Source organism: Burkholderia sp. Ac-20353, assembly GCF_017104785.1.
GTDB lineage: Bacteria > Pseudomonadota > Gammaproteobacteria > Burkholderiales > Burkholderiaceae > Burkholderia.
Genome location: NZ_JAAGPL010000311.1, coordinates 1 through 6,643 on the forward strand (window position 1 = coordinate 1; position 6,643 = coordinate 6,643).

Annotated in this window: 6 protein-coding genes; 4 read left to right on the top strand and 2 right to left on the bottom strand. The window is 69.6% G+C overall.

Features of this window, described 5'->3' with window-relative positions; genetic code table 11:
* The first annotated feature begins 323 nt into the window (after nucleotides 1-323).
* The 3 genes from G3N94_RS38770 to G3N94_RS38780 all read left to right on the top strand — a co-directional run bounded on the left by G3N94_RS38770 (nucleotide 324) and on the right by G3N94_RS38780 (nucleotide 3,190).
* On the top strand, nucleotides 324-1,289 hold the full coding sequence (locus G3N94_RS38770; RefSeq protein ID WP_205799491.1) for a PRC-barrel domain-containing protein: 966 nt from the start codon (nucleotides 324-326) through the stop codon (nucleotides 1,287-1,289).
* The gene (locus tag G3N94_RS38775) at nucleotides 1,286-2,563 is read left to right on the top strand and encodes an MFS transporter (protein ID WP_205799492.1); all 1,278 of its coding nucleotides are present in this window, start codon (nucleotides 1,286-1,288) and stop codon (nucleotides 2,561-2,563) included. Before G3N94_RS38770 ends, G3N94_RS38775 begins: the two co-directional genes overlap by 4 nt.
* A gap of 66 nt (nucleotides 2,564-2,629) precedes the next feature.
* Nucleotides 2,630-3,190, top strand: a complete 561-nt coding sequence (locus G3N94_RS38780; RefSeq protein ID WP_205799493.1) for an FUSC family protein — start codon at nucleotides 2,630-2,632, stop codon at nucleotides 3,188-3,190.
* A 102-nt stretch (nucleotides 3,191-3,292) separates the two neighbouring features.
* Here the strand turns inward: G3N94_RS38780 and G3N94_RS38785 are convergent, their stop codons facing one another.
* Both G3N94_RS38785 and msbA read right to left on the bottom strand, forming a co-directional pair.
* Nucleotides 3,293-3,679 carry an RcnB family protein gene (locus G3N94_RS38785; protein ID WP_241022325.1) on the bottom strand — a complete coding sequence of 129 codons (387 nt, stop codon included), beginning with the start codon at nucleotides 3,677-3,679 and terminating at the stop codon, nucleotides 3,293-3,295.
* Between the two features lie 108 nt (nucleotides 3,680-3,787).
* Nucleotides 3,788-5,569, bottom strand: a complete 1,782-nt coding sequence (gene msbA / locus G3N94_RS38790) for a lipid A export permease/ATP-binding protein MsbA (RefSeq protein ID WP_205799495.1) — start codon at nucleotides 5,567-5,569, stop codon at nucleotides 3,788-3,790.
* Between the two features lie 220 nt (nucleotides 5,570-5,789).
* Here msbA and G3N94_RS38795 point away from each other — a divergent pair, with 220 nt between their 5' ends.
* Nucleotides 5,790-6,542 carry a glycosyltransferase family 2 protein gene (locus G3N94_RS38795; RefSeq protein ID WP_205799496.1) on the top strand — a complete coding sequence of 251 codons (753 nt, stop codon included), beginning with the start codon at nucleotides 5,790-5,792 and terminating at the stop codon, nucleotides 6,540-6,542.
* Nucleotides 6,543-6,643 lie beyond the last annotated feature (101 nt).

Sequence of the window (6,643 nt, forward strand, 5' to 3'; positions counted from 1 at the left end):
CCCTTCGCCGTCGCTCGGTGCGACGGCGGGGCCGCAACCGGGCCGGTTGCGACGAGGCCGGCCAATCGCGCCGCGCCGACCGACGCCGCCCAACGCCGGCCACACCGCGCGTCGCTGCGCGCCTCCAGATCGCCCCGGCACATCCCGCCGGCCGCCCCGCATCGCCATTTTTCTTGCCGCTTCACGGCGAAGCGCCCCCTCCTTCATCGGCCTTTCCCGCGAGACACGTTAAACTCTCCCCTCGCGTGGTGCGCCGCCCGCACCCGCCATCCATCGCCAGCCGCGTGCCACCGGGCACGTCCCGACCCTTGGAGTGAGTTTCAATGAGCGGCGGATATCCGCTTCTTCCCGCGTCCCGCATGTCGTTCCCGTCCTCGACGGTCTTCCTGATCCTCGCCGCCGCGCTGCTGTCCGGCTGCGGGCTGCTGCCGACCCAGAACCCGCCCGCGCCGATCAGCGAGGCGCTCGTCGAACCGGTCGAGGAGACCGCCGGCGAGCCGCTGACGATGCCGCCCGTGCCGGCCCCGACGCAGCCGGAGGAACCGGAAGCGCCGAAGAAGCCGCACCGCGAGGTGACGCGGCCGAAGCCCGTGCCGCGTCCCGAATCGCCGACGCCGCCGCCCCCGCCGCCAGCGCCGCTCGTCGCGACGCGCGCACTCGACCGCACCCAGATCCATGCGCTGCTCGACAGCGAAGTCGCGCGCCGCAACGGCAGGGTGATCGGTCGCGCGGTCGACATGGTGGCCGACGCGAGCGGCAAGCCGCGCGAAATGGTCGTCAACCTTCAGGGCTTCATGGGCATCGGCGACCGCAAGGTCATCTTCCCGTGGAACGTGTTCCGCTTCACGCCGGGCGGCAAGCGCGAGCCGATCGTGCTCGACGTGCCGTCGGGCGACCTGCCGCCGGCCGCTCGGCCGAAGGCCGTGCCGCTGTCGGGCTCCGCCGCGGCATCCCCCGCGACGCGGCTGCCGATGCTCGACAGCGACGTCGAACGGCCGAATGGCACGAAGATCGGCCGTGTGGTCGACGTGCTGATCGACCGTGACGCACAACCGCAGGCCGTCGTGCTCGACCTCGGCGGGTTCGTCAATACCGAGCGCCGCTCGATCGCCGCGAACTGGGCCGCGCTGCACTTCGTCACGCGCGACAAGGCACTGCATCCGCAGCTCGACCTGAACGACGCGCAGATCAAGGCGTCGCCGCCCTACGCGGTCGACAAGCCGATCGTCGCGGTCTCGCCGCCGGCCGCCGCCGCCGCGCCGGCTTCGTCTGCGAGTGCTGCCCGATGACGATCAAGCATTCCGTCAGCCTGCGCAGTCTCCGGGCCCTCGACTGGCTCAACTTCTTCGTCGCAAACGTTCAAACGGGTTTCGGCCCCTTCATCGCGTCGTACCTGGCGTCGCACAAGTGGACGCAGGGCGAGATCGGGATGGTGCTGTCGATCGGCACGATCAGCGCGATGGTGAGCCAGGTGCCGGGCGGCGCGGCCGTCGACGCGCTGAAAAACAAGAAAGGCGCCGCCGCATGGGCGATCGCGGCGATCATCCTGTCCGCGGTGCTGCTCGCCTCGAGCCCGACGATCGTGCCGGTGATCGCGGCCGAGGTGTTCCACGGCTTCGCGAGCTGCATGCTCGTGCCGGCGATGGCCGCGATCTCGTTCTCGCTGGTCGGCCGCGCGGACCTCGGCGACCGGCTCGGCCGCAACGCGCGCTGGGCGTCGATCGGCAGCGCGGTCGCGGCAGGCCTGATGGGGCTCACCGGCGAGTATTTCTCCGCGCGCGCGGTGTTCTGGCTGACCGCGGTGCTCGCGCTGCCTGCGCTGTTCGCGCTCGCGATGATCCAGCCGACTCATACGGTGATCCCGCATCGCGGGAGCAGGCACGACGAAAAAGACAAGCAGAACGACAGCGACGGCGAGCCGCGCGAGACGCTGCTCGAGCTGCTGCGCGACCGGCGCATGCTGATCTTCGCCGCGTGCGTCGTGCTGTTCCACCTGTCGAACGCGGCGATGCTCAACCTCGCGGCCGGCGAAGTGACGGCCGGCATGGGCGACAACGTGCAGCTCGTGATCGCCGCGTGCATCATCGTGCCGCAAGCGATCGTCGCGATGCTGTCGCCGTGGGTCGGCCGCTCCGCGCAGCGCTGGGGCCGCCGGCCGATCCTGCTGCTCGGCTTCTCGGCGCTGCCGGTGCGCGCGCTGCTGTTCGCCGGCGTCAGCAGCCCGTATCTGCTCGTGCCGGTGCAGATGCTCGACGGCATCAGCGCCGCCGTGTTCGGTGTGATGCTGCCGTTGATCGCCGCGGACGTCGCGGGCGGCAAGGGCCGTTACAACCTGTGCATCGGCCTGTTCGGCCTCGCGGCGGGGATCGGCGCGACCTTCAGCACGGCCGCGGCCGGCTACGTCGCCGACCATTTCGGCAATGCGGTCAGCTTCTTCGGGCTCGCCGCGGCAGGCGCGCTCGCGGTGCTGCTGGTGTGGCTCGGGATGCCGGAAACGCGGGTCGAGAACGGCGACGACGCGGCCGAGGAGCCCGCCGCCGCTTCACCCGAGCAGGCGCACTGACGCGATCCGCGCGCGGCCCTTTCCCCGCACTTTCCGCGCTCTTTCCCGATTCATGACAGCACGACGATGAATACGCTCAGGACACTCGACGAAACCCGGCAGCAGATCCAGCAATCGATCTTCGACCTGTTCAAGGGACTCTCGCTGCGCGAGCGGCTCGCGCAAGGCGGGCTGATGGCGCTGCAGGCCGTCTGCGGCGCGTGCCTCGCGTACGGGATCGGCCGCGCGCTGCACACCGAGCAGGCCGTATGGGCGGCGATCACCGCGATCGCGGTCACCCAGCACAACTATTCGGACACGATGTCGCTGTCGCGCGACCAGTTCGTCGGCGCAATGGTCGGCGGCGTGCTCGGCTTCGCGGGCGCGGCGTTCGGCGGCGGCCACGACATGCTCGCCTATGCGATCGCGGTCGCGGTCGTGATCGTCTGCTGCTGGTGCCTGAACGTCGGCAGCGCCGCGCGGCTCGGCGGCGTCACCGCGACGATCGTGATGCTGTTCCCGGGCAGCGGCCCGCTGTGGGACATTCCGCTCGTGCGGCTCGGTGAAGTGACGCTCGGCACGGTCTGCGCGCTCGGCGTGTGCTGGGGGATGTCGAAGATCGAGCGGCGCTGCTTCCGGCGCAAGTAGCGCAGCGGCGCGTGGCCGGCGCAATGGCGACGCGCGCCGGGCGCCGAACGCCCGGCGGCAGGTGATGATCAGGAGCGGTTTAGGGAACGGAACCCGGAGCCGCTACGGTCCGACCCGCAATACGAGGCCCGAGCCGATCTGCACGAGCAGGTAGTCCCCGCCGATGCCGATCCATTGATAGCCGCGCGGCGGCGGGCTCAGGTGATAGCCGCGCCAGTCGTCGACCACGTACTGGCGGTCGCGGAACTCGTCCGGCAGCCGGTCGCCCTTGTGCCAGTCGCGATGCGGCTGGTCGGCCCAGCGCGGCGGCACGTCGTCCTCGCGACGCATCTCGTGGCCGGGCGGCATGCGCTTCGGTCCGTGGCCGCGCTGCATGCCCGGGCCGCCATGGTGGTCGTGGTCGTTGCCGTTGTCGTCCTGCGCCATCGCGAGCGGCGCGGCGAAACCCGCGGCGATCAATACGGCCAACATCATGCGGTGCATCTTCATTACGCGTTCCCTCCGTGTTGTCACGTCGAATGAAATGACTGCAGGCTGCGCAATGAAGACTAGCATACGGACGGTGACACGCATGCGCGGCGCCCGGCCGCGCGCCGCTCAGGCCGCCTGTTGCTGGTACTGGATCCGGTGCAGGTGCGCGTACAGCCCGCCGACGCGCAACAGCTCGTCGTGGCTGCCCTCTTCGGCGATCTTGCCGGCCTCGAGCACGAGGATGCGGTCCGCGCGCTCGATCGTCGACAGCCGGTGCGCGATCACGAGCGTCGTGCGGCCTTCCATCAGTCGCTCGAGCGCCGCCTGCACGTGGCGTTCCGATTCGGAGTCGAGCGCCGACGTCGCTTCGTCGAGGATCAGGATCGGCGCATCCTTGTAGATCGCGCGCGCGATCGCGAGACGCTGCCGCTGGCCGCCCGACAGCCGCATGCCGTTGCCGCCGACGATCGTGTCGAGCCCGTCGGGCATCGCGGCGACCGCGTCGGCGAGGTTCGCGGCCTCGAGCGCGGCCTGCACGCGCGCGCGATCCGGCGTCTGGCCGTACGCGACGTTCGCGGCAATCGTGTCGTTGAACAGCACGACGTCCTGGCTCACCATCGCCATCTGGCTGCGCAGCGCATGGAGGTCGTAGTCGGCAACCGGCACGCCGTCGAGCAGGATCGCACCGCCCGTCGGGTCGAAGAAGCGCGGCAGCAGGTTCACGAGCGTCGTCTTGCCGCTGCCGGACGGCCCCGCGAGCGCGACCATCTCGCCCGGTGCGACCTTGAACGAGATCCGGTCGAGCGTCGGCCGCTCGGACGCGCCGTAATCGAACGACACGTTACGGAACTCGATTTCGCCGCGCGCGTGCGACAGCGGCCGCCCGCCGCCCTGCGGCTCGGCCGGCTCGTCGATCAGGCCGAAGATCAGCTCGGCCGCCGTCATCCCGCGCTGCAGCGGCTGGTTCACGTCGATCAGGTGCTTGAGCGGCGAGATCACGAGCAGCATCGACGTGACGAACGCGACGAAGCCGCCGACCGTCGTCTGGTCGTTCGACGACTGCATGACCGCGATCGTGATCACGACCGCGAGCGCGATCGACGCGAGGAACTGCGTGAGCGGCTGCGCGAGCCCGCCCGAGATCGTCATCCGCATCGCATAGCCGCGCAGGCGCTTGCTCATCGTCGTGAAGCGGTCGATCTCGTACGATTCGCCGTTGTGCACCTTGACGACCTTGTAGCCGCCGACTGTCTCCTCGACGATGTACGACAGCTCGTTGGTGAGCGTCTGGTGCTCGCGGTTCAGGCGCCGCAGCCGGCGGTTGATCTTGCTGACGAGCCAGCCAATGCCGGGCAGGATCACCGCGACGATCAGCGTGAGCCGCCAGTTCAGATAGAACAGGTAGCCGAGCAGGAAGATCACCGTCAGCGAGTCGCGCACCAGCGTGACCATCACGCCCGTCAGCACGGACAGGATCTGGTTGACCTCGAACACGATCGCGTTGATCACCGTGCTCGCCGTTTCGCGCTGGAAAAACGACGCGCCGGTGTGGATCATCCGCTTGAACATCTCGAGCCGCAGCTGCAGCAGGATCCGGTTCGAGACGTAGTTGAGCAGGTAGTTCGACGTGTACTGCGACACCGCGCGCACGAACGCGAGGCCGATCACCGCGGCCGGCACGTACCACTTCGCGCGATCGCTGCCGTGCGAGCCGAAGCCGTGGTCGAGGAGCGGCTTGAGCAGCGCGGGAATCCCGGCTTCCGTCGCCGCGACGACGCCCATCGTCATCACGGCGAGCACCACGATGCCGATGAGCGGCTTGATGTACGGCCACAGGCGCTTGAAGACCGAGGCCGGCGATGTGCCGGCCGCGTCGATGGGTTTGCGAAGCGTGTTCTGAGTTTCCAAGGCAATCCTTCTTGAGCGGCGTCGCGGCGCCCGGGGACGAAGTCGACCCGGGTCTCCGACCCCGCCGGGCGGGTGCCGAAAAGGCCCAACATAAAAGGCCCAACATTATAGCCGCACCGCCCTCGCCGGCATGGCCGCTGCTGGCGGCGGCGGGCGATGATCGCACGGGTGGCGCGGGTATACTGCCGCTCACCGTATCCTCCATCCCTCCGACGATTTCATGGCAGAACCCACCCTCGGCGTCGCCCTCATCGCCCTCAACGCGTCCGCACGGCTCGCGCAGTGCCTCGACGCGCTGGCGTTCGCCGACGACGTCGTCGTGATCGACGGCGGCAGCACCGACGACACCGTCGCGATCGCGCACGCGCACGGCGCGCGCGTGATCGTGCGAACCGACTGGCCCGGCTTCGGCGCGCAGAAGAACCGTGCGCTCGACGCGCTCTCGACCGACTGGATCCTGTCGCTCGACACCGACGAAATCGTCAGCGCGGAACTCGCGCAGTCGATCCGCGCCGCGCTCCGGCAACCGGCCGCGCAGGTCTATGCGCTCGACCGGCTGTCGAGCTTCTGCGGCCAGTGGATCCACCACAGCGGCTGGTACCCGGACTGGGTGCCGCGCCTGTTCCGGCGAGGCGCTGCGCGCTTCTCCGACGACCTCGTGCACGAGCGCCTCGTGTTCGACACGCCCGCGCAGCGCCTCACAGGCAAGCTGATGCACTACTCGTACGAGGATTTCGAGGCGGTGGTGCGCAAGCTCGACGCATACTCGAGCGCGGGCGCGCGGCAGCGCCGCGCGGCCGGCCAGCACGGCGGCTTCGGCAAGGCCGTCGCGCGCGGCCTGTGGGCGTTCGTGCGGACCTACTTGCTGCGGCGCGGTTTTCTCGACGGGCGCGCGGGCTTCATGATCGCCGTGTTCAACGCCGAAACCGTCTACTACCGGTTCCTGAAGCTCGGCCACGAACCGGCGCGCTGAGCGCCTGTGCCTTCGAGTCGCCGATCCCGCCGATCCGCTGACCCGCCGCAGCGGCGCGCGGCGGAGATCGGAAGCGCTGCGTGTAGGGAAAGAGTGGCGGA